The sequence below is a fragment of the Treponema peruense genome (assembly GCF_016117655.1).
In the GTDB taxonomy this organism is placed as follows: domain Bacteria; phylum Spirochaetota; class Spirochaetia; order Treponematales; family Treponemataceae; genus Treponema_D; species Treponema_D peruense.
The window spans coordinates 938901-964140 of record NZ_CP064936.1 but is presented as its reverse complement, the minus strand read 5'-3'; the positions used below and the strand labels follow the sequence as shown (position 1 = coordinate 964140).

21 protein-coding genes and 1 tRNA gene are annotated in these 25240 nt (G+C 42.4%); 5 read left to right on the top strand and 17 right to left on the bottom strand.

The window, feature by feature from the left end; all coding sequences use genetic code 11:
* Window positions 1–3 precede the first annotated feature (3 nt).
* Window positions 4–1800 carry an oligoendopeptidase F gene (gene pepF / locus IWA51_RS04435; protein WP_198443386.1) on the top strand — a complete coding sequence of 599 codons (1797 nt, stop codon included), beginning with the start codon at window positions 4–6 and terminating at the stop codon, window positions 1798–1800.
* Between the two features lie 136 nt (window positions 1801–1936).
* Here pepF and IWA51_RS04430 read toward each other — a convergent pair whose 3' ends face one another.
* Together IWA51_RS04430 and IWA51_RS04425 are read right to left on the bottom strand one after the other, a co-directional pair.
* Window positions 1937–4009, bottom strand: coding sequence for a tRNA uridine-5-carboxymethylaminomethyl modification enzyme MnmG/GidA (locus IWA51_RS04430; protein ID WP_198443385.1), 2073 nt, complete (start codon window positions 4007–4009; stop codon window positions 1937–1939).
* Window positions 4010–4069: 60 nt separating this feature from the next.
* Window positions 4070–4140, bottom strand: a tRNA-Gly gene (locus IWA51_RS04425).
* Between the two features lie 163 nt (window positions 4141–4303).
* On the opposite strand from IWA51_RS04425, the gene IWA51_RS04420 reads away from it, so the two are divergent.
* Together IWA51_RS04420 and IWA51_RS04415 are read left to right on the top strand one after the other, a co-directional pair.
* Window positions 4304–5203: a DMT family transporter gene (locus IWA51_RS04420; protein ID WP_198443384.1), complete on the top strand. Its 900-nt coding sequence runs from the start codon at window positions 4304–4306 to the stop codon at window positions 5201–5203.
* Window positions 5204–5236: 33 nt separating this feature from the next.
* Window positions 5237–5818 carry a manganese efflux pump MntP gene (locus IWA51_RS04415; RefSeq protein ID WP_177527321.1) on the top strand — a complete coding sequence of 194 codons (582 nt, stop codon included), beginning with the start codon at window positions 5237–5239 and terminating at the stop codon, window positions 5816–5818.
* 7 nt (window positions 5819–5825) lie between these two features.
* On the opposite strand, the gene IWA51_RS04410 is transcribed toward IWA51_RS04415, so the two are convergent.
* The 3 genes from IWA51_RS04410 to galT are packed head-to-tail and all read right to left on the bottom strand — an operon-like array spanning window position 5826 to window position 9403.
* Window positions 5826–6833 (bottom strand): hypothetical protein, encoded by a 1008-nt coding sequence (locus IWA51_RS04410; RefSeq protein ID WP_198443383.1) that lies wholly within the window; start codon window positions 6831–6833, stop codon window positions 5826–5828.
* Window positions 6830–7864, bottom strand: coding sequence for an aspartate--ammonia ligase (gene asnA / locus IWA51_RS04405; RefSeq protein ID WP_198443382.1), 1035 nt, complete (start codon window positions 7862–7864; stop codon window positions 6830–6832). Before asnA ends, IWA51_RS04410 begins: the two co-directional genes overlap by 4 nt.
* 21 nt (window positions 7865–7885) lie before the next feature.
* Window positions 7886–9403, bottom strand: coding sequence for a UDP-glucose--hexose-1-phosphate uridylyltransferase (galT, locus tag IWA51_RS04400; protein WP_198443381.1), 1518 nt, complete (start codon window positions 9401–9403; stop codon window positions 7886–7888).
* Window positions 9404–9563: 160 nt separating this feature from the next.
* Between galT and IWA51_RS04395 the strand changes: the two genes are divergently transcribed.
* Window positions 9564–10619, top strand: a complete 1056-nt coding sequence (locus IWA51_RS04395; RefSeq protein WP_230402708.1) for a DNA/RNA non-specific endonuclease — start codon at window positions 9564–9566, stop codon at window positions 10617–10619.
* Between the two features lie 63 nt (window positions 10620–10682).
* On the opposite strand, the gene IWA51_RS04390 is transcribed toward IWA51_RS04395, so the two are convergent.
* The 7 genes from IWA51_RS04390 to IWA51_RS04360 all read right to left on the bottom strand — a co-directional run bounded on the left by IWA51_RS04390 (window position 10683) and on the right by IWA51_RS04360 (window position 17616).
* Entirely contained in the window at window positions 10683–11228 is a 546-nt protein-coding gene (locus tag IWA51_RS04390) for an adenine phosphoribosyltransferase (RefSeq protein ID WP_198443380.1), read from the bottom strand.
* Between the two features lie 20 nt (window positions 11229–11248).
* Entirely contained in the window at window positions 11249–12148 is a 900-nt protein-coding gene (locus IWA51_RS04385) for a prephenate dehydrogenase (protein ID WP_198443379.1), read from the bottom strand.
* On the bottom strand, window positions 12148–13182 hold the full coding sequence (gene aroF, locus IWA51_RS04380) for a 3-deoxy-7-phosphoheptulonate synthase (protein WP_198443378.1): 1035 nt from the start codon (window positions 13180–13182) through the stop codon (window positions 12148–12150). The genes IWA51_RS04385 and aroF overlap by 1 nt, the downstream gene beginning before the upstream one ends.
* A gap of 259 nt (window positions 13183–13441) precedes the next feature.
* On the bottom strand, window positions 13442–15355 hold the full coding sequence (locus IWA51_RS04375; protein WP_198443377.1) for a TonB-dependent receptor: 1914 nt from the start codon (window positions 15353–15355) through the stop codon (window positions 13442–13444).
* 2 nt (window positions 15356–15357) lie between these two features.
* Complete coding sequence (locus tag IWA51_RS04370) at window positions 15358–15885, bottom strand: hypothetical protein (RefSeq protein WP_198443376.1); 528 nt, start codon at window positions 15883–15885, stop codon at window positions 15358–15360.
* 416 nt (window positions 15886–16301) lie between these two features.
* Window positions 16302–16580, bottom strand: a complete 279-nt coding sequence (locus tag IWA51_RS04365; RefSeq protein WP_198443375.1) for a hypothetical protein — start codon at window positions 16578–16580, stop codon at window positions 16302–16304.
* Window positions 16555–17616 carry a hypothetical protein gene (locus IWA51_RS04360; RefSeq protein ID WP_198443374.1) on the bottom strand — a complete coding sequence of 354 codons (1062 nt, stop codon included), beginning with the start codon at window positions 17614–17616 and terminating at the stop codon, window positions 16555–16557. Before IWA51_RS04360 ends, IWA51_RS04365 begins: the two co-directional genes overlap by 26 nt.
* Before the next feature lie 150 nt (window positions 17617–17766).
* Here IWA51_RS04360 and IWA51_RS04355 point away from each other — a divergent pair, with 150 nt between their 5' ends.
* The gene (locus IWA51_RS04355) at window positions 17767–18423 is read left to right on the top strand and encodes a hypothetical protein (protein WP_198443373.1); all 657 of its coding nucleotides are present in this window, start codon (window positions 17767–17769) and stop codon (window positions 18421–18423) included.
* Between the two features lie 11 nt (window positions 18424–18434).
* Here the strand turns inward: IWA51_RS04355 and IWA51_RS04350 are convergent, their stop codons facing one another.
* From IWA51_RS04350 to gltX, 5 genes are all read right to left on the bottom strand, one after another.
* Entirely contained in the window at window positions 18435–19934 is a 1500-nt protein-coding gene (locus tag IWA51_RS04350; protein WP_198443372.1) for a pallilysin-related adhesin, read from the bottom strand.
* Between the two features lie 135 nt (window positions 19935–20069).
* Window positions 20070–21230 carry an acetylornithine transaminase gene (locus IWA51_RS04345; RefSeq protein ID WP_198443371.1) on the bottom strand — a complete coding sequence of 387 codons (1161 nt, stop codon included), beginning with the start codon at window positions 21228–21230 and terminating at the stop codon, window positions 20070–20072.
* A gap of 65 nt (window positions 21231–21295) precedes the next feature.
* Window positions 21296–22192 (bottom strand): acetylglutamate kinase, encoded by an 897-nt coding sequence (argB, locus tag IWA51_RS04340; protein WP_198443370.1) that lies wholly within the window; start codon window positions 22190–22192, stop codon window positions 21296–21298.
* Window positions 22189–23460 carry a bifunctional glutamate N-acetyltransferase/amino-acid acetyltransferase ArgJ gene (argJ, locus tag IWA51_RS04335; RefSeq protein WP_177527335.1) on the bottom strand — a complete coding sequence of 424 codons (1272 nt, stop codon included), beginning with the start codon at window positions 23458–23460 and terminating at the stop codon, window positions 22189–22191. The genes argB and argJ overlap by 4 nt, the downstream gene beginning before the upstream one ends.
* 118 nt (window positions 23461–23578) lie before the next feature.
* A complete protein-coding gene (gltX, locus tag IWA51_RS04330) occupies window positions 23579–25153 on the bottom strand; it encodes a glutamate--tRNA ligase (protein WP_198443369.1) in 1575 nt (524 codons plus the stop codon).
* Between the last annotated feature and the right edge of the window lie 87 nt (window positions 25154–25240).

The window sequence follows — 25240 nt, the reverse complement described above, 5'->3', positions numbered from 1 at the left end:
GGTATGAATACAGAAAAAATTCCGTCAAGAAATGACGTTCCTTCAAAGGACAAATGGGACCTGACAAAAATTTATGAATCAGATAAAGACTGGGAGGCCGACCTTGCCTCAATTCCTTCACTTGCAGAAAAACTTGAAAGCTTTAAGGGAAAACTTGCAGACGGTGCAGACACGCTTCTGGCAGCACTCAAGGCAGACGAAGAGCTGGACCGCAGAATAGAAAAAGTATTCCACTACGCAAGCCTGTTGAATTCCGCTGACCAGGGAAACAGTGCATATCAGGAAATGTACAACCGCGCAATGATGGCATACACGGCAGCACAGGCTTCTACAAGTTTTTACATTCCCGAACTTCTTTCCATTCCCGATGAAAAAATAAACACGTGGATTGAACAGGACGAATTCAGTGACTACAGGGTTTACGTAAAAAAAGCCCTGCACATAAAACCGTATACACTCAGCGAAAAAGAAGAGCGAATAATGGCACTTCAGTCCGAATCCGGACAGACTGCAAACAATGCATTTTCACTTCTTACCGACGTGGACCTTGACTTTGGAACGGTAAAGGCCGACGGTGTTGAAAAGCCTCTTACGCAGGGAACCTGGAGCGACTTTTTGGAAAGCCAGGACAGAAATGTAAGAAAGGAAGCATACGAAAAATTCTACGGAACTTTTGAAAAACATGCAAATACCCTTTCTGCACTTTATTCCGGCTCTGTAAACAACGATATTTTTGTTTCAAGAGCAAGGGGCTACAAATCTTCGCTTGAAGCTGCCCTTTATTCAGACAAGGTTCCGGTAAGCGTTTACAAAAATCTTATTGACACTGTCCACAAAAATTTTGATGCACTGCACAGATTCTATTCTCTGCGCAAAAAAGTTCTGGGAGTTGAAGAACTCAGGCATTATGATGTTTATGTTCCGCTTGTAAAATCGGTTAAGTCAAAAATAAGCTATGAAGAATCTGTAGAAATCGTAAGAAACGCACTTTCTGTTTTGGGAACAGAATACACGGACACTCTCTGCGGCGGACTTTTGAACGGCTGGGCAGACAGATACGAAAACAAGGGAAAAACCAGTGGCGCTTTTTCTTCGGGAGCATACGACGGTTACCCTTACATTCTTCTTAACTACAAGGACACTTCAATAAGGGACGTCTACACAATGGCCCATGAAGGCGGACACTCAATGCATTCCTGGTACAGTGTAAGAAACAATCCTTTTATGAGCTACGAATACACTATTTTTGAAGCCGAAGTCGCCTCTACATTCAACGAAGAACTGGTGTTCAAGTACCTTATAAAAAATGCAAAAAACCGTGACATGCGCCTTTACCTTATGGCCACACACGCAAACGACATACTTGCAACACTTTACAGGCAGACAATGTTTGCAGAGTTTGAACTCAAGGCCCACGAAACAGTAGAAAACGGTCATCCCCTTTCTACAGACGTTCTGCGTTCAATTTACAGAAACCTTCTGGAACAGTACTTCGGAAGCGAAATGCACTTTGAAAAGTCCAGCGACCTTGAAGGACTCAGAATTCCTCACTTCTATAACGCATTCTATGTTTACAAATATGCAACAGGAATTTCTGCATCACTTGCACTGGCAAAACGCGTCACTGAAGGCGGAGCGCAGGAAAGGGACGACTACTTTAAGTTCCTTAAGTCTGGCGGTTCAAGATACCCGATTGAAAGCTTAAGGGTTGCCGGCGTGGACATGGAAAGTTCCGCTCCTGTACAAGCTGCCCTTGATACCTTCAGGGAACTTGTCGACAGCCTTGAAAAAGAACTTTAAGTTAGCACAGAATAGCACGTGAAAAAAAACGGCAGCCGCAAGGAACGATTAAATTCCCGTCGGCTGCTGTTTTTATTTACCTTAAGTAGACGTCTGTGCGCTAAAGAGTCCGATACTGTTAATGTATTCTATTTTATTACCTTAAATAGACCATGAGCAGCATTATGTCGCTGGTTCTTATTCCGCTTATTCTTGAAGCCTGTCCCAATGTTACAGGGCGAACGGCTTCGAGCTTTCCGCGGCTTTCAGAAGAGAGAGCAACAATTTTACCGTAATCAAAGTCCGGCGGAATGCGTGCATTTTCCATTTTGTGCATTCTTGCAACTCTGGCATCCTGCTTTTCTATATAATACTTATATTTATAATCATTCTGCGCCTGCGTCCACTCTATATCTGAATATATTCCGGGGTTTGCGGCCGAAGGATTTTTTTCTATAAGCAGAAGGGCACTGTCTACGCGTTCGTATTTTTGTATTGTGGAATTGTAGGTTTCTTCACTTACGAGACCCGCATCATATCCCTTTTTGCGCAGCCGTCTGTCTGCCGTGTCATGGCGCAGCTTGAGCCTGTATTCTGCACGGGCTGTAAACATTCTGTACGGTTCTTTTGTTCCGAGTGTAACAAGATCGTCTATCAGAACACCAATGTAAGCTTCATCGCGTCCAAGAATCATTGGTGTGTATTCCGGAATTTTTCTGAACGAATCAAAGCCTGCAGCAGACTGTGTGCGTTCAAGAAGCTGTGAAAGCGATTGTGTTTCCCTTTCTGAAATGCGTGCAAAAAGTTCAAGGTCGCTTTGCGAATATTCGGGACGGCATGAAAATTTTCCCGGAACAGAACTTGCAGGACAGGATTTTACAGAAGAGTCAGGAGCGCAGAGTGGACCGCACTGTTTTTTGTGTTCCCTTGCATAAAGACCGGCGTTTATTCCGGCTACAAGGCCCTGGCCTGCCGCTTCTTCATAACCGCTGGTTCCGTTTATCTGGCCGGCGTTAAAAAGACCTGCGACACGTTTTGTTTCCAAAGACGGAAAAAGCTGCGTAGGTTCAACATAATCATATTCTACGGCATAACCGGGGCGGCTCACCGTGCAGTTTTCAAAGCCGGGAATTGTTCTCAAAAAAGCGTCCTGTACTTCTTCTGGAAGCGAAGATGAAAGTCCGTTAAGATAAATCTCGTCTGTTTCAAGACCTTCAGGCTCTACAAAAAGCTGGTGCCTGTCCCTTTCTGAAAAGCGCATAACCTTGTCTTCAATTGAAGGACAATAGCGCGGGCCAACACCGTGTATCTTTCCTGAATACAGCGGAGAGCGTGAAATATTCTGCCGTATAATTTCATGGGTTGCAGGATTTGTATAAACAAGATGGCAGGGAACCATGGGGCGTTCAACCTTTTCATCTTCAAAACTGAACGGAATAACGTCTTCGTCACCGTCCTGAAGTTCGAACTTTGTAAAGTCAACTGTATGGCGCAGGATTCTTGGCGGTGTTCCTGTCTTGAGCCTTCCTGTAGTAAAGCCCAGACGCACAAGACTTTCGGTAAGACCAAATGCGCCGCCCTCACCTATTCTTCCGCAGGGTGCATCGTATTCACCTATAAAAATGCGGCCGCCCAAAAAAGTTCCTGTAGTAAGCACAACGGAGCGTACGGGAATCACACGGCCGCGTTCGGTAACTACACCTATAACCTTCTGCCTCATTCCGCTTCTGGCGGCTTGTGTAGCATAAGCGTAGGCTGAACTTCCGCGCCTTTCTCCCGGGATGGAACCTTCTGCGGCCGAACTGTCGCTTTGGGGCGGCATGGGTGTATCAGAGGCAACGGTCAGGATATCAACTGCGGTATCCATAAGTGTGCTCAGATTTTCTGCAGTCTCAATCTTATGTCGTGCAAGCTGCGAGTATGTTATTTTGTCTGCCTGCGAACGCGGTGCCTGAACAGCAGGTCCGCGGCTTCTGTTCAATAGCCTGAACTGAATCATAGAGCGGTCAATGAGCTTTCCCATTTCGCCGCCGAGGGCATCAATTTCACGTACAATATTGCCTTTTGCTATTCCGCCGATAGACGGATTGCATGACATTCTTCCTATCGAGTCGATTGTCTGTGTGATAAGTACTGTCTTGAGCCCCATTTTTGCACAGGCAAGAGACGCTTCTATACCTGCGTGACCGCCGCCAACAACAGCCACGTCAAAATAATCATAAAAGGACATAGTAAAATGAGTATATAGAATTTTTTAAGATTGTACAACGAAGACAGAAAGAATAAAAAAAGCGGATAACGGGAGTCGAACCCGCATCCCGGCCTTGGGAAGGCTGTGTACTACCGCTGTACTATATCCGCATAACTGTATAAAAATTGTAGTTTTACACTTCATATATCTTATCAAAAAAGAATTTTTTTTTCAATTATGCAGAATATGTAAAACAGGTAATATTTCGCAATCATGCAGAATAAAGTTTCTGTTCAAATTGTAATCATCTGTTTTTTTTGATATACTCGCATCATGGAACAGGATTACAACCTTAAACGCGGAATATTTTTTATTCTTCTCTCTGCATCAGGCTTTGCAACAATGGGCATGCTTGTACGCGCGGCGGGTGATATTCCATTTATACAAAAAACACTGTTCAGAAATCTTATTGCTTTTCTCATTGCTTTTTCTGCACTTATAGTAAAGGCAAGATATGACAGAACTGTTCTGCAGATTCCCAAAGGCTCACTTAAATTTCTTATTCTACGCTCGGCACTCGGTTCCATAGGCATTTTCGGAAACTTCTATGCATTAGACAGAATGAATATTTCTGACGCGGCAATGCTCAACAAGATGTCACCGTTTTTTTCTGTTCTGGCCAGCATGTTTATACTTGGTGAAAAGCCGACTTTTGTTTCTGTTCTTTCGCTCATTGCAGCTTTCTCGGGTTCGCTTCTTGTAATAAAGCCGTCCTTTGACTTTACAAAATTTTTTCCAGCTCTGGTAGGATTTGCAGGAGGAATCGGAGCGGGGATTGCATACACTTTTGTAAGAAAACTTCACAGCTACAAGGTAAACGGAAATCTTATCATAGCATTTTTTTCTGCATTTTCGTGCCTTCTTGCCGTACCGTACATGATTTTCAATTATACGCCGATGACCACAAAACAGCTTCTTCTGTTGCTGGGTGCGGGTGTAGCAGCAGCCTGCGGTCAGATAGGAGTAACAGGCGCATACTTTAACGCCCCCGCTTCAAAGATTTCAATTTACGAATATACGCAGATTATTTTTTCTGCAATACTGGGGTTTCTTGCGTTTGGCCAAATTCCGGATGCGACAAGTATTATAGGATATACAATAATTATTGGAAGTGCCGCCGCCGTATTTTTCTACAACTCGCACAAACAGAAAACCCAAGCACATCTGTCTTGACACTCTGGCGATGCAAAAATATACTTTCTGACTATGTCACTTATTGAACTTATAATACTTGCCATCGGTCTTTCTATGGATGCGTTTGCTGTTTCGATTTGCAAAGGGCTTGCCGCACGCAAAACCGGAATAAAAGAAATGTGCATTGCTGGCCTTTGGTTCGGGGGATTCCAGGGACTCATGCCTTTTATAGGATGGATTTTGGGTTCACGATTTAAAAGCTATATAGAAAATTTTGACCACTGGATTGCCTTTGTTCTTCTTGTACTTATCGGACTCAACATGATACGCGAAGCCCTGTTTGAAAAAGAAAACGAAGAAAATACAGAAGCATCTTTTTCATTCAAAACAATGCTCCCCATGTCTGTTGCAACAAGCATAGATGCTCTCGCAGTCGGAGTCACATTCGGACTTCTTCTGGACAGCATGTCAAAAATTGTTTCTGCATGCTCTCTTATCTGCGCAACAACTTTTTCTTTTTCTGCAGCCGGTGTAAAAATAGGAAGCGTGTTCGGAAACAAATTCCAGAAGCAGGCAGAAATTCTTGGCGGAATTACTCTTATGCTCATAGGAATAAAAACACTTCTGAGCCATCTTGGCGTAATTAGCTTCTAGCACACAACTAAAGAATTTTATAATCCGGTGAATCGCTTGCTGCAAAAACTTTGACAGAGCATTCTTCCATCGTAACATTGTCGCAGAACTGTGCAAGATCATAAGCATAAGGTGAAAGAATATCGTCAGGATTGTATGAAGTTTTAACGACAGATTCTTCCCCTTCTTCTGCGACACGGCTAAAGGCTCCGTTGAGTTTAATAAGATCTTCTGCAGCCGCAAGATACTGGGTGCATTTTTTTTCTTCATATTTTTCACGTATAAAAGCAAGCTGCATCTTTTCTATATCCTTGTGCGCAACAGCAGCCGGCTTAAAACCTGACTCAAAGGAACAGTTATTGCAAAGCTGCCATTCTTCAAAATCTGCAAAAAAAGATGAAGGTGAAATTTTAAGAGGCTTTATTACGGACAAAAACCATGGAACAGCCCTTCCGTAAGTATAAAAAACAAGACAGGCAAAAGCCATTCCGCGTGAAAAATCAATATCTTTTGAAGAATAGATTCCGGTAGACTTTGGAATACAGAATTCTTTTTTTTCAAACTGCGGAAAATCAATATGATTGGGATAAAGCGAAACAGAAAAATCAAGTCTGTCCCTGAACTGCCTGAATGTATCACCAGTCTGCACAGCCCATTCCATTTCAAATCCGAATACGGTACCGCTGGAATTGAGCATAGCAGCCTTTGAAGAAAACAGTTTCTTGTCAAAAAGAAGCGTACCGTTTTTTTCGGTTCCACGCACAGGAATTTCAAGGGACGAATACAGTTGTGAAAACATTTCTATCACTTTTTTTGTAAGCGCGTGCGGTTCTACAACAACAGAAACAAACATATCCGGAGCAAAGTCCAAAAACTTTTGTGCAAGTGAGCAAAGCTTTTCGGAATCAGAAGCAAGGGAAGCATCATGAAGCGAAAGTTCTGTTACACCGGATTCGTAAATTTCAGAAAGACGGGCAAATACGTCGTCAAGAGAAATATCTACTGCATTCAAATCTGATTTTTCTGTTTTTTTCAAAGTATATTTATTCCGTTTGCAAGACAGTCGCTGACCATTTTTTCGGGCCATGTGCTTACCTGGGTTTCGCCAATGTGGGCTTTTCTAAGGAAGTACATGCACAGGCGTGACTGGCCTATTCCGCCGCCCATTGTCTGGCTGAGCTTACTGGAAAGAAGTTTTGAATGGAATTCAAGCGAAGCACGTTCAGGACAGCCGCGTTCATTAAGCTGCGCCAGAAGTGATTCTTTGTTTACCCTGATTCCCATTGATGAAAGTTCCATCGCAATATTGAGCACGGGGTTCCATACCATAAGATCACCGTTCAGTCCCCTGTGGCCGCCGTCTTCTGTAATCCAGTCATCGTAATCAGGAGCACGGCCGTCGTGGATTGTTCCATCGGGAAGTTTTCCGCCGATGCCTATAATGAATACTGCACCATACTTTTTGCAGACTTCAGTCTCACGTTCCTTCGGTGAAAGTTTCGGATACTCGCGCTGAAGGTCATCTGAATATATAAATGTAATTGACTCAGGAAGAACAGGTTCAATCTGCTCGTATCTGTCATAAACAAAGAATTCGGTTCTTTTGAGACAGCCGTAAATTTTGCGCACAATTTCCTTAAGATATTCAACACTGCGGTTTGAATCAGAAATGCACATTTCCCAGTCCCACTGGTCTACATAAAGTGAATGCATATTGTCCAGTTCTTCATCGGCGCGAATGGCATTCATGTCTGTATAAATTCCGAATCCGCTTTTGAGTCCAAGTTCACTTACCTTCATGCGTTTCCATTTTGCAAGTGAATGAACTATTTCAAGTCGGGCATCGTTCATGTCCTTTACAGGAAAACTTACTGCACGCTCAGTTCCGTTAAGATCATCATTTATTCCGGTTCCGCTTCTGACAAAAAGCGGAGCAGTTACGCGTCTAAGATTAAGTTCAGTAGAAAGTGCAAGCTGAAAAAAATCCTTTAAAAGAACAATCGCCTTTTCAGTTTCCTTAACGCTCAAAAGCGGTTTGTAACCGGCTGGAATCTGTAAGTGTGACATAAATTAACCCCTTATATTTTTTTATCTGGACAAAGAGTCCGTAAATTTTTTGAATGCTGCAAGTCCTTCTGAAGTTCTCTTGAATACACCGGCATCCTCAAGAACTTTTGCAAAAACAAGACCGATTTCTTTTTTAAGAATATCATCAATATTTGTTTCGCTTACGTTTTCATATTTTGGAATAAATTCTGAAACCCACTGTGCATGTTTTGCAATGCTTTCAACAGAAGAAATATCTTTTTTGCAGAGAATTGCTTCTTTTAATTCTGCAATTTCTGACTTAAGTCTGGCAGGAAGAACAGCAAGTCCCATTACTTCTATAAGACCGATATTTTCCTTTTTGATATGATGCAGGTTTTCATGCGGATGAAATACTCCCCACGGATTTTCTTTTGTTGTAATATTGTTTCTGAGAACAAGATCCATTTCATAAAGGTCACCGCGTTTTCTTGCAATCGGTGTAATTGTATTGTGCGGCTCTCCGTCTGTCTGTGCAAAAACAAATGCACCCTCGTCAGTATAAGAACGCCACTTTTCAAGAATAACAGAAGACAGCTCTATAATTCTCTGTGGGTCAGTAGAACTAAGTCTTATTACACTCATAGGCCACTGAAGAATTCCGCAGGTAACATCTTCAAAGCCTGCAACAGAAAATTTGTATTCAACAGAAGCACGCGCCATTGCAAACTCGTAGTTGCCGCCCTGAAAATGATTGTGGGTAAGAATTGAACCGCCTACAACAGGAAGGTCTGCATTACTTCCAACAGTATAATGCGGAAACAGTTTTATAAAATCAAACAAACACTCAAAAGTATGTGAACTTATTTTCATTGGTGTATGTTCATAGCTGAACACAATACAGTGCTCGTTGTAATAAACATACGGTGAATACTGGAAGCCCCATTTTGTTCCTGCAAGTTCAATGGGAATTATTCTGTGGGTCTGGCGGGCTGCATGATTTATACGGCCTGCATAACCTTCATTTTCTTTGCACAAAAGACAGGCAGGGTATCCGCTCTGGACTGCATTGCGGGCAGCGGCAATTGCCTTGGGATCTTTTTCGGGCTTGGAAAGATTTATTGTAATGTCAATGTCACCGTAATCTGTTTTTGTTTTCCATTTCAAATCTTTGCAGATTCTGTAGCGTCTTATATAGTCGGTGTCCTGACTGAACTTATAGTACCAGTCCGTGGCAAGTTTTGGATTTTTTGCGTAAAGATTTTTAAACTGAGCCTGAACTTCTGAAGGACGTGCAACAAGGCAAGACATAATTTTTGTATCAAACAAATCGCGGCTTACAATTCCGTTGTCAGACATTAATTTTTTGTCAGCAGCATAATCAAGCACTTCTGAAAGTATTTTTTCAAGTTCACTTACTTTTGTTTCCGGAACAGAATCACAAATATATTCTGCAGGAAAATCATCAATCTTAAGAACTTCCATAATGCGATTGCGAGTATAAACTGAATCTTCTTCATTAATAAGCCCGCATGAAAGCCCGTATCCTACAAGTTCATTGATATTTTCAAAAATATTCATGAAAACATAATAAAATTATTTGTATCAAGTGTCAATCAACGCCGGCAAGACAGCAGCAGCCTTGTTTACACTTATGTGCAAACGTTGCTCACTGACCGCCGCCCGAATTTACAGGCTAGCCGTGATTGAAACCACAGTGCGATTATGGTAATATCAGAATATGGCTAAAAAAAGAAAATCAAAAAACAAATCATTTTTGCAAAAACTGATTTACATTTTCATTGCAATAATTCTTGTTTATTCAGTGCTTCATTATCTTGGACTCACGCAGAAATTTGACACAAAAGTACAGAATGCGCTGAACAAAGCTTCTTCCTACACGGAACAGATTGCACAACCGCAGCAGGAACTGCCGAAACCAGCTGCATCAGAAACTTCAGTTACAAAAGAGGCAGCTTCAAAACAGACAGCACAAGACTCAGAACAAAATACGCACGAATCAGCAAAAACAGAAGCACCGGTTTTAGAAGGAAACGACAGTTACCGGGCGTCTTCAGTTGAAATTCCGCTTTGTCCCGCAACAATGACAAAAGGTTCCGATGTACCGGGCCACGAAGTTCACACCTATGCAGGCTTTGAATTATGCTACAGGGAAGATTATGAAGATTCAGAATGGGTCGCCTACACTATTACCCGCGAAAAACTTGTTTCTGTTATAAAAAGAACCGATGACTTCAGAGCAGACACTTCAATAACGACAGGCTCGGCAACTCCTGCAGATTACAAGGCCAGCGGCTATGACAGGGGACATCTTGCACCGGCAGCAGACATGCAGTGGAGTTCAGAAACAATGCACGAAAGTTTTTTGATGAGTAACATGACTCCTCAGGCACCGCAGCTTAACAGGGGAATGTGGAAGGAACTTGAAGAAAACGTAAGAAAATGGGCACAGAATTTTGGTGAAGTAACAGTTGTTACAGGCCCCGTTCTGGAAAAACCTTCTGCAGAATATTCCTCAATAGGAAGCAATAAAGTTGCCGTTCCGGAATTTTTCTACAAAGCACTTCTTTCAAAAAGCAATAACGGGGACACAATTATGGCTGCCTTCATTATGCCTAACCAAAAATGCGAAGGCGAAATTTGGGACTATGCAGTGAGCATAGATGAAATAGAAGAAAGAACAGGAATTGACTTCTTTTCTGCACTCGATGACAGTATAGAAAACGAAACCGAAAAAAACATAAACCTTTCAGAGTGGAAAAACTGCCTGAACTGAACAAATTAAAAAAGTTACGGTCTTCCACTTTTGACAGAATACCGTAACTTATTTTTTATTTTCTCAGTTTTCTGAATTATAATTTACAAGAGTTTTTACTTTTATTTTTGGTCCGAGTGTTTTTTCATAATTCAAAAAAGGAAGTCCTATTACACCGAACACATCAGTTACAACAGCCCCGCCCTGCTCCATAAGATTAACAGCAGCATTAAGTGTTCCGCCGGTTGCAATAAGATCATCAACCAAAAGAATTCTGCTTCCTTTTTCTATATCGTCAACATGGGCTTCGATTTCGGCTGTTCCGTATTCAAGGGCATAACTGCACGAATATTTTTTTCCCGGAAGCTTGCCCTTTTTTCTGATAAGAATCATCGGAATACCAAGACGTTCTGCAAGCGGTGCTGCAAAAATAAAACCACGCGATTCAATTCCTGCAACTGCATCTATTCCGGCAGAAGAATAAATTTCGCACATTTTGTCTATACAATATTTGAACGCAGACGGAACACGAAGAATACCTGTAATGTCATAAAACAAAATTCCCGGCTTGGGAAAATCTTTAACGCGTCTGATTGCTTTGTCCAGAATCTCAAAATCCTTATTGTTCATACTAATCTCCTGAAATAATATTATGCCTTGTAAACTGAATCTATGCGTCCCATTGAAATTCTTTTTTCGCGCACCTCGGTCAGTGTTTTTTCAAGGGAAGCAGCATCACCGTTCTGAATAAAATTTTTAAGTTTTGAAAGAGACGACTCAAAAGATGAAATATGGGCAAGAAGTTCCTTTTTATTTGCAAGAAAAAGCTCTGTCCAAAGCGGCGCATTTATCATTGCAATTCTTGTAAGGTCTTCAAAACTTCCACCGCCAAAAGCCGTAACTCCAGTATCTTCGGCGCTGTCTACAAGTGCAGAAGCAATTACATGGCACAACTGTGATGTAAAGGCAATCTTTGAATCATGCGTCACGGAATCTGTTTCTACAATACGCGTAAATCCCATTGTAGAAACCAGAAGTTTGAACAACTCAAGATTTTCTTTTTTTACACCTGCAACCGGCATAATTATGTAATTGTGGTTTTTGAAAATTCCGCCCGAAGAATTTACGAAGCCTTCTTTTTCGCTTCCTGCCATGGGATGTCCAGGAATAAAGTCAACGTCCTCCCGTGAAAACTTTTCAATATTTTCAAAAAGAAGCGCTTTGACTCCGCTTATGTCGGTAACAATTGAACCTGACTTAAACGCGGCACTGTGCGTGCATAAAAAATCCAGTGTTGCATGAGGGTACAGGCATACAAAAACAAAATCACACTCAGAAAGCATAACGTCAACTTTTTCCATACAGAAAGTTTCGTCAACGATATGCTGTTCCAGAGAAAGTTCCAGGGCCGCAGCATTTCTGTCTGCTCCAAGAATTTTTCCCGTTGCACCCTGAACATCCAGAACATTTTCACGGATTGACTTTGCAATGGAACCGCCCATAAGTCCCAGACCGACAATGCCGTAAGTAAGACATCCCAGTTTTTTCATCAGAGTGTGCGTCCTTCAACTGCTGCGTATTTTGCAAGCTTGTCCATAAGTTTTTCAAACTCTGACGGAGGAAGCTGCTGTGAAGCATCGCTCCATGCTTTTTCAGGACAACAGTGTACTTCTATTTCAAGAGCATCTGCCCCTGCCGCCGCTGCAGCAGAAGAAAGAACCGGAACCATCCATCTGATTCCGCAGGCATGGCTCGGATCAATAACTATAGGAAGATGTGAAACTTTGTGCAGATACGGAACAGCGCTCAAGTCCAGACAGTTGCGTGTGTATCCGTCATAAGTTCTGATTCCGCGCTCGCAGAGAATAACATTTTCGTTACCGTTTGCCATGATGTATTCTGCAGACATGAGCAGCTCGCTGATTGTTCCTGAAAGACCGCGCTTAAGAAGAACCGGCTTGTGGAATTTTCCGAGTTCCTTAAGAAGGTCAAAGTTCTGGAAGTTTCTTGCTCCAACCTGAATAAGGTCAACGTTTTCAAAATTTTCAAGTTCAGAAATTGCCATAAGTTCTGTACAGACAGGAAGGCCTGTTAATTTTTTTGCCTTTTCCAAAAGTCTTATGCCTTCTACACCAAGTCCCTGGAAACTGTATGGTGAAGTACGCGGCTTGTATGCACCGCCTCTTAAAATTCTGGCACCTGCTTTCTTTACAGCCTGGGCAGCAGCAAGAATCTGTTCTTCTGTTTCTACAGAACATGGACCTGCAATAACAGGAAGTGATTTTCCGTCACCAATTACACAGGGAATTACACCTTCCTGGTTTGCACCGATTGTTACTACAGTGTTTTCGGGATGGAACGAACGGCTTGCCATTTTGTACGGAGCCGAAACACGCTCTGCACTTTCTACAATATCATTTGCAAGAAAATCTTCGGGTGAAAGTTTTGAAGTATCTCCAAGAAGACCAATAATGGTTTTGTCCACACCCTTTGAAATATGCACGCCAAGCCCGCGCTGCTTTATTCCGTCTACGAAACTGTCAATATCCTTTGCAGCAGCCTCTTTTTTAAGAATAACAATCATCTTATCCTCCAATGATTTATTTACAAAAATTTATGTAAAAAAAAGGAACCCTCCGGTGCGGAAGGTTCCTTGCAATTACCAAAACAGTAAACACAATATCGCTTAGTTGCAGCGAATCTTCCGCAGACAGTCAGAGAACCAATAAAAGCTAAAGTAAAGGTAAGCCAACGAGGAATTATTGATTATCAGCGCCCAACGGGTTGTGTTTCTCATAACAGATACAGTCTAACATGACAGGCAACATTCTGTCAAGAATATTTTAAAAACTTAACGAGACAGAAAGTGTCAGCGAGGTTCCGGGGTAAGGCGTACTGTCGGCCGCGGCATACTGAAAGTCAAATACGTTTTTCCACAGAAGCGATAGGCTCAGACCGGAACTTTTCCATTCAAGTTTTGTGTCAAGATTGTAATAATCCGGAATAAAAGATTTGTTTGAATTGTCTGTAAATTTTTTTGAAAAATATGCAAACTGCGCGGACCATTTAAAATTTTTCAAAAAAGATATTCCGCAGGAAAGCGAAAGGGAATGTACGGGCGTGTACATAATCTGGTTTCCTCTTACAGAAGAATCTGATGTAAGGCGCGCACGGCAGAAAGTATAGGATGCATCTATAAAAAAAGGATCAAAAAGTTTTGCAGAAGAAACAAAAAAATCGCTGCCGTAATTTACAGACGAACCGAAATTTTTGCAAAGCCATTCTGTTCCGTTATAGTTCCAGCCAATTTTGTCTTTGTAAAAAACAAGAAACGGTTTTACAAAAGCATTTATTTTTCCTTTGTATTCTGAACCTGCGGTAAAAGAAAATGCAGTTTCGGGAACAAGAGATTCATTGCCCTTTCCCCCGTTGCCAGAATAATACAGCTGCTGAAAAACTGGGCTTGTGGAATTGCGCGACGCTCTTATAAAAAAATCAATTGAATCTGAACGCGGCAGAATAATTTTTTTCTGAACGCACGCATTGTATAAAAGCGTCCATGTTTTTGATGGATCAAAATAATTTACAGGCAAAGCAAGTGTAATATTCCAGCCGTAAAAATCAAAGGCAGCGGCAGCAGAAAATGAAGATGTAAAAAGTGTATGCGAAATTTTTTGTTCAGTTGCGGCGTTAGTTTGTGAAGAGTCTTCTGTTTTTTTTACATTTGAATGATTCTCGTCAGAAAAGTCATACGAAATATTTGCGGTGAATTTCAAAAAATCCAGAACTGTCGCTTCTGAAAAAAATGTGCAGTTGTTTACAGAATATCTGTTGCGCAAAAAAAGTTTACGCGCATCATTTGTGTAGTCCAAATCAGAAAATTTATATGAAGGAAGAATTTTTATATTCCATTTTTCATGCGGAATAAATACAGGAAGAGACGTTGCAAAAGAAATTTTTTTCTGGTTTTCACGCGTGTAATATGTTCCGCCTGTAACACCACAGTTTTCGTCAGCAAAAGAAATGTATGAAGAAAGAGCCGCTGTTGCTCCGGGAAGCCGCGCGTCAGAATATGAAATACACAGAGAATTGTTTGCCAAAATATTTTCGTGTCCTGCATATTCTTTTTTGTAACCGCTGTAAGACTGCAAAAAAGACGGGGCTTTTGAAAAGTCCGTTTGGCGGTAACCGTAATGATTTTTTTCCTGCGACGCGCTTAAATTTTCCTGCAGGTACAGTGCCGAACCGCTCTCAAAAACCAGCGGCACAGAAAAAGAAGTTTTTGCACCCGATGTATCGTTTATTGAGTTAAGATAACTTTTTGAAAAGGCAGAAAACTCACCGTGCGCGCTGTTGTAGTCAGAAGAAAATGTTCCTATATAAACGCTCACTGCTCCGTCTGCTGCGGAAGTGTCTATTTTAATTGATTTTACAGAATCAAAGTCCAGTGTAGAAAAATCAAATTTTCCGGTATTGGGATCGTTCATCAGAATTCCGTTTATGTAAACTTTGATTGAAGAATTCCAGTAGCCATGAAAAGTAAGTTCGTCGTTTGTTTTTTTGAAAGAAAATCCTGCAGACTCCAAAGCCTGCTCTGCCGAAGAAAAATTTTTAAGCTTTTCACCGTCAATAACAACTGCATCTGCGGGAAGGCTGCGGATTACAGTTGTTGTTATATGGGGAAGATTTGTTTCCTGGCAGACTGCCGCTGCTGTAAACAAAACAAATGCAGCGGCAGTAAATGCAAGTCTTTTCAATATTACTCGGACTTCTGTCGTGTGCAGGATGAATAAGTTCCGAAATATCCGTTGTCTACTGTGAACTCAGTTACGGCTTCATCCAAAGTTTTGCAAGAAGTTGCGCCGTCTTTTTTATATGCACCGGAGAGAGAAATTTTCTCTGCACCCAGGTCTTTGTAGGAAATTGCGTACCATTTGCCAACATCAGGGGCTGTTTCTGAATATGACCAGTCTGCATTCATTGCAACAGTATACTTAATGTAAATATAGCCGCTGGTAGAGTCGAGCTTCTGTACTACAAGATTGTTACCTTTGTAGGAGCCTTTGCTTTCAAAGGTTGTGTTTGTTATAGTGTAGGATTCGGGCCACTCTGTGCTGCCGCCGGTCCAGGTACCGACCAGAAGGTCATCTGCATCGATCTGCTTATAAACATGCTCGACTTCAGGTTCGGTAGTAACATTACAGGCAGAAAAAGAAAATGCCAGAACAGAAACAAGCGCAAAAAGAACTGCCTTTGCGCGAAGAAGGGATAAGCGTGTGCTTTTCATATATACTCCGGGAACAGGAGCGCTCCGTTCCCAAATTGAATTATGCCTTCATACGAAGACATTGCCGGCATAATAACCGGCAGCGCGCGCCAAAGTTTCCGGGCTAATGCTGTTCGTGCCTTCCCGAGTTTTTACTCAGTGACTTAGTTTCGATACAAAAATGAGGTTTTTGTGTCGAAACTTAATGTGTTTTTGTAACCAAAAGTTTTATAAAAAACATTGTTGCATTCTTTTGAAACCAGAGGTTCAATTTCACAACTTTACGAATCTAAGAACATATTGTTCCGCATATACCGTTGGGCGTCCAGCTCAGGCTTTGCACCTGATTCCGTTGAAACGCACGCAGTGTGCACATATTAACATGCACGCTTTTTTTATACAATAAACTTTTGCAAAAAAAAGCGCGCATGGTTAAATCAGAATGTGTATGTCATGTAGCAGCCGGCAGACCAGCAGTCTCTTGACTGGCCGTCAAATGCAGTCCTGAATTCAAGATCGGCATAGCCTGTAAACGCAATGTTGCGTGAGAAGGCAAAGTCTACTGAAGGTCTTATATCAAATATATGTCCGCCGTCGTAATCTTTTGTTACTTCCCTATCATCCCATGATTTTTTTGAAGAACCCGAAGCATATGAAACCCACAGTCCGAATCCTACATCGCGTGTTATGTCAAATGAAAGGTCTCCTGCAAGCATACCAGGCCATTGTGTAATCAGAATTCTCAAAGAAGTTGAATCCAACTTCAGGGCGCAAAGAAATTTCTGTACGTGGAATTTCGAATGTAATCGCCGCTCCAAGTCCGTAAGCTTCATCGTCTTCTGCATCGGTAAAGAGTGAGTCCATGGCAAGATACAAATCAAGCACAAAATTGTCTGCACCGATTGTAGAGCCTGCATAGAAATTTGCCTGACTTTCAAAGGCTCCTTCCATAACAGCAGAAATTTCAAGCCAGTCAACCGGGATTATTTTTGCAGCAAAGTTAAAGGCAGGATTGTCTGTGTTGAATCCGTTTGGAATTGCAGCACCAAGTTCCACACCGATATTTCCGTCAGAAACAAATCTTATTCCAAGTGCGCGCTTGGCATACTTGTTTGCATAGGGAACAAATCCTACAACGTCAGCAGATCCCGGAACGTCCACACTGAATTTGTACGAACCGACGGCTTCTGTAGAAGTGCTTGCATAAGAGCCCGACCTGTCATCGTATTTTGTGCTGAATCCTCCCTGTCTTACATGAGCATCTGATTCCCAAAGCCATGAACCGTAGCGAGGGGCCGGACCAACCTGCCAGTTGAGTTTTGTTCCGACACCAAAGTCAAAATTGCGTGAAAAGTGCCACAAAAAGTTTACATAGTATGAATCCTGAATAACGTTGCTTACATTTGCCGCGTTATTGAAGAATGCAGGATACTTGCTGGTGTTGTAATTGTATCCGTAATGAAGTGAAAGCGGATTTCTGTTTGATGTTCCGAATGAAAAGTTGTCTACATCTCCTTCATTGTCATAATTTGCAAGAAGACTCCAGTTAAGCATTCCTTCTATAGTAAATGAACCTATGTCAAATCTTGCCTGGAAAGTGTCTGTAAGTCCGTAGAACATGGGGTCGCCCGAAAGCGGCTTTCCAAAACCAATCCAGGATGTATTCTTCATCATATTTTTTGGAAGAACCTGGGCAAATGTTGCAGAACAGAGTCCCAAAACAGCTGCTGCACACAAAACAATTTTTCTCATAAAAACCTCCTGTGAGAAACTGCTTAAACTTTATATAAAACCACGATTTAAGTCAATGTTAAGAATAGGCTGAAAAAAACAGGCTCAAATTATTCAATTTAATTGAAATTTAACTTGCAAACTTCTTTATAATTTGTTATATTTCTAACAATGAAGAAATTATTACTCACAGTTGCATTTTTACTGGCAGCATTACTTTCAGGATGCGTAACAACAAAAAAGACAGTTACGGCACACGATGAACAGCCTCAAAAGCCGGCCTCAAAAGAAAAGAAGGCAAAAGTTCCCTGTATAAATAATCCTGAACCAGGTGGGAACATAACACTCTGCGAAGATTTTGAAGACATCTGCTTCTGGCAGGCTGCCGGGGAAACTGACTCAAAAAACTATTCAATAGAAGCTGACGTAAGCGAAGAATGGTGCAGTGAAAACATGCGTTGCGGAATGTGGACTTTTTCTTCAGTACCGCAAAACTGTTACGCTAGCTTTTACAGCACGTCCATAGAAAGTGCAGTCTGGGAAGAAGCAACACTTGCAGTCGCAGACATATACAATACACTTTCAGAGCCTGTTTCAATACGAATTGCGGCAAAATCAGAAGAAACAATTCTTACCGAACCCGTAATTCTTGGAACCGGCGAAAACACAAACGTCTATTTTGACTTATCGCACGGCCTTAAAGATGAACATAAGAACTCAGTTCCCAAACTGTGCGACGGCTCACAAATAACAGAAATTGCATTCCGAATAGAAAACTGCAGCAGGGGCGGAACAATCTACATAGACAACATACGCACAGTCCGCTAAGAGGCGTCAGGTCAGTTAACGCTTTCTTTGTCTGCGCCGGGAGTCAGAACCACAGGCCGTTTTTCTTCGGGGTAAACGCTGTCTGGTTGCACGCGGTAAGGGCTCAGAATTATATTAGCTGAATCTTCTGCCTCTGCAGCAAGGAAAAATCCGTCCAGAATATTACCGGCTTCAGACCTGAACTGAACAAAAGAAGAGTTGCCAAGGTTTACGTCTGTGTAAATGCCTGAAGTCTTTTCGCCTTCACCTGCAGAAACATATCTTCCGCCTGCAAATTTAATTTCTGTTCCGTCAGAAGTAGTCCAGGATTTTTTTGATTCAAGCAGGGACAAAATCTTTTTCGAAGAAGATTTTCCGGAATCTGTATACTGTGAAGAAAGTGACGCATTTGTAAATTTTTTGTAGTCTCCGTCCCAGACATTGCTTTCGATGATAGGCATGCGAACATCGTCCTGGATTCTTATATGAATGCTGTCTACGCTTCTCAAAGAAACATCCACACGGCGCTGCAGATTTTGGATTTCCTGGTTTATGGCGGTAAGGTAAATTCCGTTGCGCCTGATTGTGCTGTGTGCCCAGTTGTATACTTCTTCAACATCGTCCCTGAAGAAAATTATTTCCTTAAGGTTGTAGTCAAAAAACAGGCTGCTCATTTCACCTTCACGGGCGCCGCTTTTAACCCAGAGACCGTTCAAAAATCCGGCAAATGTGGCAACAGTTCCGTCCTGGATTCTTGCAAGTTCCTTTGCTGCAAGACGGCTTCCTGCAACACGAATCTGGCGCGTCTGCTCATACTTACCGCTTTCTTCATTCCAGTCATATCTTGTCTGAAGCTGGTCTGTTGTGTTTTCTTTGGACACATCGGAACTGTAAACCCAAATAGGAAAGCTCATGCCTTTTGCACGTGAACGCTCATATTCGTCATAGCGGTCAACCTGCTGTATAAAAATTGTACCGTCACCGCGAAAATCTGCAATTACCTGAAGGCTGAACCTGCCGTTTTTGCGTCCGACAAAAAATGCCTTCAATATGGAATCACCGTTTTCTGCAAAACCCTGGTACACAAGGGAAACTCTGTGGTCACCAGTCAAATCCATTCCGGTATAGGTAAAAGTTCTAACCTGCGAGATTTCTGTCGGAATAACAGACATTCTTTCGTACTCAGATATGGAAGGATTATAAAGCCCCACAACAAGTGAAAGATAAGGTGAAGATGAAGTTTTTACGGCATTTATCTGGTCATCAAAACTGTCGCCGTCAAAATCCATGCTCACAATGCTTATAAGCGTTTCATCTGAATGAAGAGGAATCAGGGAAGTTATTGTATTTTCTTCATCAACTGCAGAACTGTTTTCTACAGACTTTTCTTTTTCTGACTCTACGCGCGGAACAACAATTGAGGCTGAAACTTTCTGGTTATCTGAAGAATAAAAATACTTTTTTACAATAAAGGCAACTGACAGTGCAGCGACTGCACAGACCAAAAGCCCGATGATTATTTTCTTTTGCATTTATCAATAATACATCAGGTTTGGTCAAAAGTCTATTACTTAACTTTAGTTACTTAACTTTAGTTACTTAACTTTAGTTAAATATGGCAGTTGAGCAGCAACTGCAAGTTATTATTAATGGCGATACAATCGTCATTAATAATATACAAGAACCGACTTAAGGACAGACAATCCCAGATCAATTTCTTTCTTTGAAATATTCAGCGGCGGAACAAGCCTGAGTGTATCTTTTCCTGCAGTAGAAAAAAGAAGTCCCTTTGCAAGACATTTCTTTTCTATGTCAACAGGATCGCAGTTAACCTGAATTCCTGTCATAAGTCCCTTACCTCTTACGTCTGTAACGCACTTCATATTCCATGATTTTACAGTACTGCGGATATATTCACCGTTCTTTTTTACATTATCCAAAAATCCAGGAGAAGTAAGTGTTTTAAGAACAACACGCGCTGCTGCACAGGCAAGAGGGTTTCCGCCAAAGGTAGACTGATGATCCCCTGCTTTAAATACATCTGCTTTTCCGCGGTAAAGACAGGCACCCATCGGAACTCCGCCTGCAATTGCCTTTGCCAGAGTAACAACATCTGCGTTAATACCAAGTTCATCACTTGCAAGAAGAACACCTGTTCTTCCCATTCCGGTCTGAACTTCATCGGCAATAACTATGGCACCTGCCTCATGGGCTGCCTTTGCTGCTGCCTGTGCCCACTCGGGGTCCAGAAGAATGACTCCGCCTTCACCCTGAACGCACTCCATCATAAGCGCGGCTGTTGTACCGTCAAAAGCTGTCTTCAAATCATCATAGTTGTTTGCACGGATTGTTTTGAATTCACTTTGGTACGGGCCAAAACATTCAGGATGAAAAACTTCCTGTCCTGTTGCCGTAAGAGTTGCCAGAGTGCGTCCGTGAAATGAGCGCTCGAGCGTAACTATTGTCTTTCTTTTTGAACCGCCGTTAAGCTGGCCGTATTTTCTTGCAAGTTTGATTGCCGCTTCGTTTGCTTCTGCACCGCTGTTACCGAAGAAAACACCGTCAAATCCGGTTACCGCCAGAAGTTCATCTGCATATGCAGTACCGGTGTCGCTCATAAAATAATTGCAGATATGAATCTGGCGTGCTGCCTGCTTTTTTATTGCATTTACAAGCGGCTTGTAACCGTGACCCAAACAGTTGACTGCAATTCCAGAAAGAAAATCAACGTATTTTTTATTGTTCACATCGGTCAGAACAGAACCTTTTCCGTATTTAAACGTAACATCAAAGGAACCGTAATTATTCAAAACCTTACTGCTTCCCATAACAACCCCTATATTATTTTAAGCATTCTGCAATTTCCAGAAACCAAAGTTTCCAGAGCCAACAATCAATAAATCATCGTGCCTATTCCCCTGTCGCTGAACATTTCTATGAGCAGTGAATGGGGAACACGTCCGTCAATTATGTGGGTTCTCGGAACACCGCCGTTTCTTGCCAGCATACAGCATTCAATCTTCGGAATCATTCCGCCGGCAATTGTACCGTTCTTTATGTAGTCGTCCACATCGCTCATGTGAATTCTCTGGAGCAAAGACTTGGGATCGTTTATATCACGCAATACACCCGGAACATTCGTAAGCTGAACAAATTTTTCGGCCTTAAGTGCAACCGCAATTTTGGCAGCCGCAGTATCTGCATTTATATTGTAAAGATTTGTGTCACCTTCTTCACCGAGTGCAACAGTCGAAACAACCGGAATAAAACCTTGCGAAAGAAGGGACTGTATTATTTCGGGATTAACCTGCGTAACTTCCCCTACAAAACCAAGATCGGCCCCGTCTTTGCTGATTTTTTTTGCACGCAGAAGACCAGAATCAACGCCGCTGAGTCCGACGGCTTTTCCGCCCTGCTGAAGAAGAATACCGACTATATCCTTGTTGAGTTTACCGGTCAGAACCATCTGCACGATATCCATTGTTTCGCCGTCAGTATAGCGCAGACCGTTAACAAATTTACTTTCTTTTCCCACACGCTGAAGCATATTGTTAATTTCAGGACCGCCGCCGTGAACCAGAACAACATGGATTCCGATTGTGCTCAAAAGAACAATGTCTTCCATTACATCATGCTTGAGTTCTTCGTTAAGCATTGCGTTTCCGCCGTACTTTACGACAACAATTTTTCCGACCCAGTGCTTAAAATAAGGAAGAGCCTGTACCAAAACCCCGGCCCAGTGCTCGTTGTCAAGTCTTGGATCTTCATCAAGTATTTTTTCCTCACTCATGTGCGGTAATCTCCGTTTATTTTTACGTAATCGTATGTAAGGTCGCAGCCCCACGCTGTTCCACATGCATTTCCGTCGCTGCATTCAATTTCTATGCATACTTCGTTTTCGTCAAGAATTTTCTTTGCAAGAATTTCGTCAAAATCAAGCGGAACCCCGTGGTCAAAAACTTTTATTGTACTGCGCTTTCCTTTCTGTTCGCCCACAAAGTCAGTTGCACCGTAGCGTTCAGATTTTTCGCAGCTTGCAAAACTTACGCTGGTTCCGTCAGGATCAAACTTTTCACCGGAATATCCCATGGCGCAAAGTATTCTTCCCCAGTTTGCGTCTTTTCCAAAAAATGCAGCCTTAACGAGAGAAGAAGAAATCACACTTTTTGCAAGGGCGCGCGCTGTCTTTACATCACATGCACCCTTTACATTGCATTCAATAAGCCTTGATGCACCTTCGCCGTCGCCTGCAATCTTTTTTGCCATCTGAACGTTGATTGCATCCAGTGCTGAACAGAACGCGTCAAAGTCTGCACCTTCACTTTCTATGGGAGCATTGCCTGCCATTCCGTTTGCCATGATGGTAAGCGTGTCGTTTGTAGAAGTGTCCCCGTCTATTGAAACACAGTTGTATGTTTTTTCAACGCTCTTTTCAAGTGCCTCAGAAAGCATCTTTGAAGAAATTGCACAGTCCGTTGTAATAAAGGCAAGCATGGTTCCAAGATTAATGTGAATCATTCCGCTGCCTTTGCACATTGCACCTATATGCACCTGCTTACCTCCGATTTCTGTAAGAACCGCGCACTCTTTGTAATGCGTGTCGGTAGTCATGATTGCAGTACGTGCCTGTTCGTGTCCTTTTTTTGAAAGACCTGCTGCAAGTTCTGCCATATGGGACTCAATCTTTTCTACAGGAAGCTGCTGGCCAATGACTCCGGTAGAACAGACAATTACATTTTCGGGAGCAATGCCAAGTACAGAAGCTGCTGCCTTTGCTGTTCTGAGTGCACTCTGCGCACCCTGCTCCCCGGTACAGGCATTTGCGTTACCGCTGTTGGCGACGGCTGCCTGCATTATTCCGTCTGCAATATTTTTTTTTGTAAGTTTTACACACTCTGCCTTTACACGATTCTGCGTAAACATTCCCGCGGCAGAACACGGCTTTTCGCTGTAAATAAGGGCCGTATCATTTTTTGTGCGGCCGGCCTTTATTCCGCAAAGCATACCGTTTGCGGTAAATCCCTGTGGAGCTGTAACTCCTCCGTCTATAAACTGCATACTTATGCACTCCCGTATTATAATTTTGCATAATTATAGCAATGCGCTATGTTTATTTCAAGACCCGCCAATAAAAAAACCGGTCCATTCAATGAACCGGCATGCATAAAAATGCTTTTTAGAAAGTTTCCAGAGTTTTATTTACCCTTGCAACAGCCTTGTCTACTCCAAGGATAAGAATAGAACCTATAAGAGGCGGCGAAACCCTGCTTCCTGTTACGGCAAGTCTTATCGGCATCATAAAGTCACCAAGCTTTATTCCAAGTTCTTCGGCATCCTTTTTTGCCAATGCTTCTGCGGCTTCGTGGTCAAGAGAAGGCAGACTTTCTATAAATGAAACCGACTTTTCAAGAACTTCGCGTGTCTTTGCTTCGTCCAGCTTCTTTGGAATAATGTCTGTCTTTGGCGGAACGACCGGCTCTGTAAACAAAAAGCGCACCATCTCGGCAGCATCGGTAAGAAAGTGCAGTCTTTCCTTGATAAGAGGCATAAGTTCAAGAAGATGCTTCTTTACGTCAGCAGAAGTCATTCCCATGGATGAATCTGTGCAGTAAGGCTCACCGTCTTCACCAAGAGCGACGCCGGAATATTCAGGCCCGACCTTTGGCTTTGGCTGCGGGTTATCTGGGTTTATTTCAAGCGCAGCGTCTCCTGTTCCCGTAATAAAAGGAAGAGTCCACTTGTAAAGTTCTTCGTCGGTAAGCGCGCGAATATACTGGCCGTTGTACCACTCAAGCTTTTTGTAGTCAAAAACAGCAGGAGCCTTGTTAAGATGCTCCAGTTTGAATCCGGCTGCAAGTTCAGAAAGCGTATACATATCGCGGCCGTCTTCATAAGAGCAGCCCAGAAGTGCAACGTAATTTACGATAGCCTGCGGAAGATATCCTCTTGCGCGGAATTCATTGAGGCTCGTAGAACCGTGGCGCTTTGAAAGCTTCTTTCCGTCGCTTCCGTTAACCATAGGCAGATGGCAGAATTCAGGATGCTGCCAGCCGAACGAACGGTACATCTGAACGTGAAGCGGTGTAGACGGAATCCATTCCTGTGCACGCATTACGTGTGTTATGTGCATAAGATGATCATCAACAATATTTGCCAGATGGTAAGTGGGGAATCCGTCAGACTTGAGAAGAATAGGATCGGGAGAAATATCTTCGTTTTTCCACACAATGTCACCAAGAAGATGATCGTGGAATTTTGTCTCGCCTTCAAGTGGAACCTTGAGTCTTATTACATAAGGTTTTCCTGCGGCGAGATTTGCGCTTACTTCTTCTGCAGTAAGATGGCGGCAGTTGCGGTCGTATCCCGGCGGAAGTTTGTTTTCTGTCTGTATCTTGCGTATTCTTTCAAGACGCTCTGAATCGCAAAAGCAGTAATAGGCTTCACCCTTTTCTACAAGTTCCATTGCGTACTTTTTGTAAAGTTCAAAACGCTCGCTCTGAACGTACGGACCGTATTCGCCGCCTTTGTCACCGCCTTCGTCCCAGTCTATTCCAAGCCAGGCCATTGTGTCGTACAGATTCTTTACGTATTTTTCGTCATAGCGCGTTCTGTCTGTGTCTTCAAGACGCAGTATAAATTTACCGCCGCGGGAACGGGCATAAAGATAATTGAAAAGGGCAGTTCTGACACCGCCAATGTGCTGCATTCCCGTCGGAGAAGGCGCATATCTGACTCTTACTTCATCTGACATAAAATTCTACCTCTGAAAGTCTAAAGAAAGGCTTTTCAACAGAACAAAGTTCCGAGCAAGCCCTATTGATTTATTATATCAAAATGC

What these genes read in the sequence shown, in the direction of transcription:
- IWA51_RS04370 (WP_198443376.1), bottom strand. Translation starts at nt 15,885, where the DNA reads ATGAAAAGCACACGCTTATCCCTTCTTCGCGCAAAGGCAGTTCTTTTT.
- IWA51_RS04350 (WP_198443372.1), bottom strand. Translation starts at nt 19,934, where the DNA reads ATGCAAAAGAAAATAATCATCGGGCTTTTGGTCTGTGCAGTCGCTGCA.
- galT (WP_198443381.1), bottom strand. Translation starts at nt 9,403, where the DNA reads ATGAATATTTTTGAAAATATCAATGAACTTGTAGGATACGGGCTTTCA.
- argJ (WP_177527335.1), bottom strand. Translation starts at nt 23,460, where the DNA reads ATGCAGTTTATAGACGGAGGAGTTACAGCTCCACAGGGATTTACCGCA.
- IWA51_RS04415 (WP_177527321.1), top strand. Translation starts at nt 5,237, where the DNA reads ATGTCACTTATTGAACTTATAATACTTGCCATCGGTCTTTCTATGGAT.
- IWA51_RS04365 (WP_198443375.1), bottom strand. Translation starts at nt 16,580, where the DNA reads ATGCTTGCAGGAGACCTTTCATTTGACATAACACGCGATGTAGGATTC.
- IWA51_RS04390 (WP_198443380.1), bottom strand. Translation starts at nt 11,228, where the DNA reads ATGAACAATAAGGATTTTGAGATTCTGGACAAAGCAATCAGACGCGTT.
- IWA51_RS04420 (WP_198443384.1), top strand. Translation starts at nt 4,304, where the DNA reads ATGGAACAGGATTACAACCTTAAACGCGGAATATTTTTTATTCTTCTC.
- pepF (WP_198443386.1), top strand. Translation starts at nt 4, where the DNA reads ATGAATACAGAAAAAATTCCGTCAAGAAATGACGTTCCTTCAAAGGAC.
- IWA51_RS04395 (WP_230402708.1), top strand. Translation starts at nt 9,564, where the DNA reads ATGGCTAAAAAAAGAAAATCAAAAAACAAATCATTTTTGCAAAAACTG.
- aroF (WP_198443378.1), bottom strand. Translation starts at nt 13,182, where the DNA reads ATGATTGTTATTCTTAAAAAAGAGGCTGCTGCAAAGGATATTGACAGT.
- IWA51_RS04385 (WP_198443379.1), bottom strand. Translation starts at nt 12,148, where the DNA reads ATGAAAAAACTGGGATGTCTTACTTACGGCATTGTCGGTCTGGGACTT.
- gltX (WP_198443369.1), bottom strand. Translation starts at nt 25,153, where the DNA reads ATGTCAGATGAAGTAAGAGTCAGATATGCGCCTTCTCCGACGGGAATG.
- IWA51_RS04345 (WP_198443371.1), bottom strand. Translation starts at nt 21,230, where the DNA reads ATGGGAAGCAGTAAGGTTTTGAATAATTACGGTTCCTTTGATGTTACG.
- argB (WP_198443370.1), bottom strand. Translation starts at nt 22,192, where the DNA reads ATGAGTGAGGAAAAAATACTTGATGAAGATCCAAGACTTGACAACGAG.
- IWA51_RS04360 (WP_198443374.1), bottom strand. Translation starts at nt 17,616, where the DNA reads ATGAGAAAAATTGTTTTGTGTGCAGCAGCTGTTTTGGGACTCTGTTCT.
- asnA (WP_198443382.1), bottom strand. Translation starts at nt 7,864, where the DNA reads ATGTCACACTTACAGATTCCAGCCGGTTACAAACCGCTTTTGAGCGTT.
- IWA51_RS04355 (WP_198443373.1), top strand. Translation starts at nt 17,767, where the DNA reads ATGAAGAAATTATTACTCACAGTTGCATTTTTACTGGCAGCATTACTT.
- IWA51_RS04430 (WP_198443385.1), bottom strand. Translation starts at nt 4,009, where the DNA reads ATGTCCTTTTATGATTATTTTGACGTGGCTGTTGTTGGCGGCGGTCAC.